General features: G+C 67.8%; 1 protein-coding gene. It reads left to right on the top strand.

What is annotated here, in order from left to right:
• Positions 1-40 precede the first annotated feature (40 nt).
• Positions 41-348 (top strand): helix-turn-helix domain-containing protein (locus AOK11_RS11800; RefSeq protein ID WP_157869330.1); only part of this gene is annotated, 308 nt, incomplete at its 3' end.

Below are 348 nucleotides of genomic sequence, written 5' to 3'. Positions count from 1 at the left end.
GTCTTTGGTGCGGCAACCCCGTTCACCTGGATGGATGGTTATGGAGGTTTCCGTGCCGCAGCCGTCCACCGTGTTCGGCGAGGAGCTCAGGAAGCGGCGGTTGGAGGCTGGTCTCAGTCTCACAACCCTGTCTGCCGCCGTGCACTACAGCAAGGCGCAACTGAGCAAGGTCGAACGGGGCCTCAAGGCGCCCAGCCGCGATCTTGCCCGACTGTGCGACGCCGCCCTGCGGGCCGACGGAGCACTCATTGCCCTGGTCACCCTGCCCGCCGCTGACGCGCCAGACGGGCCGGTGCCGGGCGGGATGGACGAGGAGGAGTGGATGATGCAGCTGTCACCGGACGGCCC

It is taken from the genome of Streptomyces hirsutus (genome assembly GCF_001418415.1).
Lineage (GTDB): Bacteria > Actinomycetota > Actinomycetes > Streptomycetales > Streptomycetaceae > Streptomyces > Streptomyces hirsutus.
The sequence above is the reverse complement of the archived record's forward strand: the minus strand, read 5'-3'. Positions and strand labels throughout refer to the sequence as shown.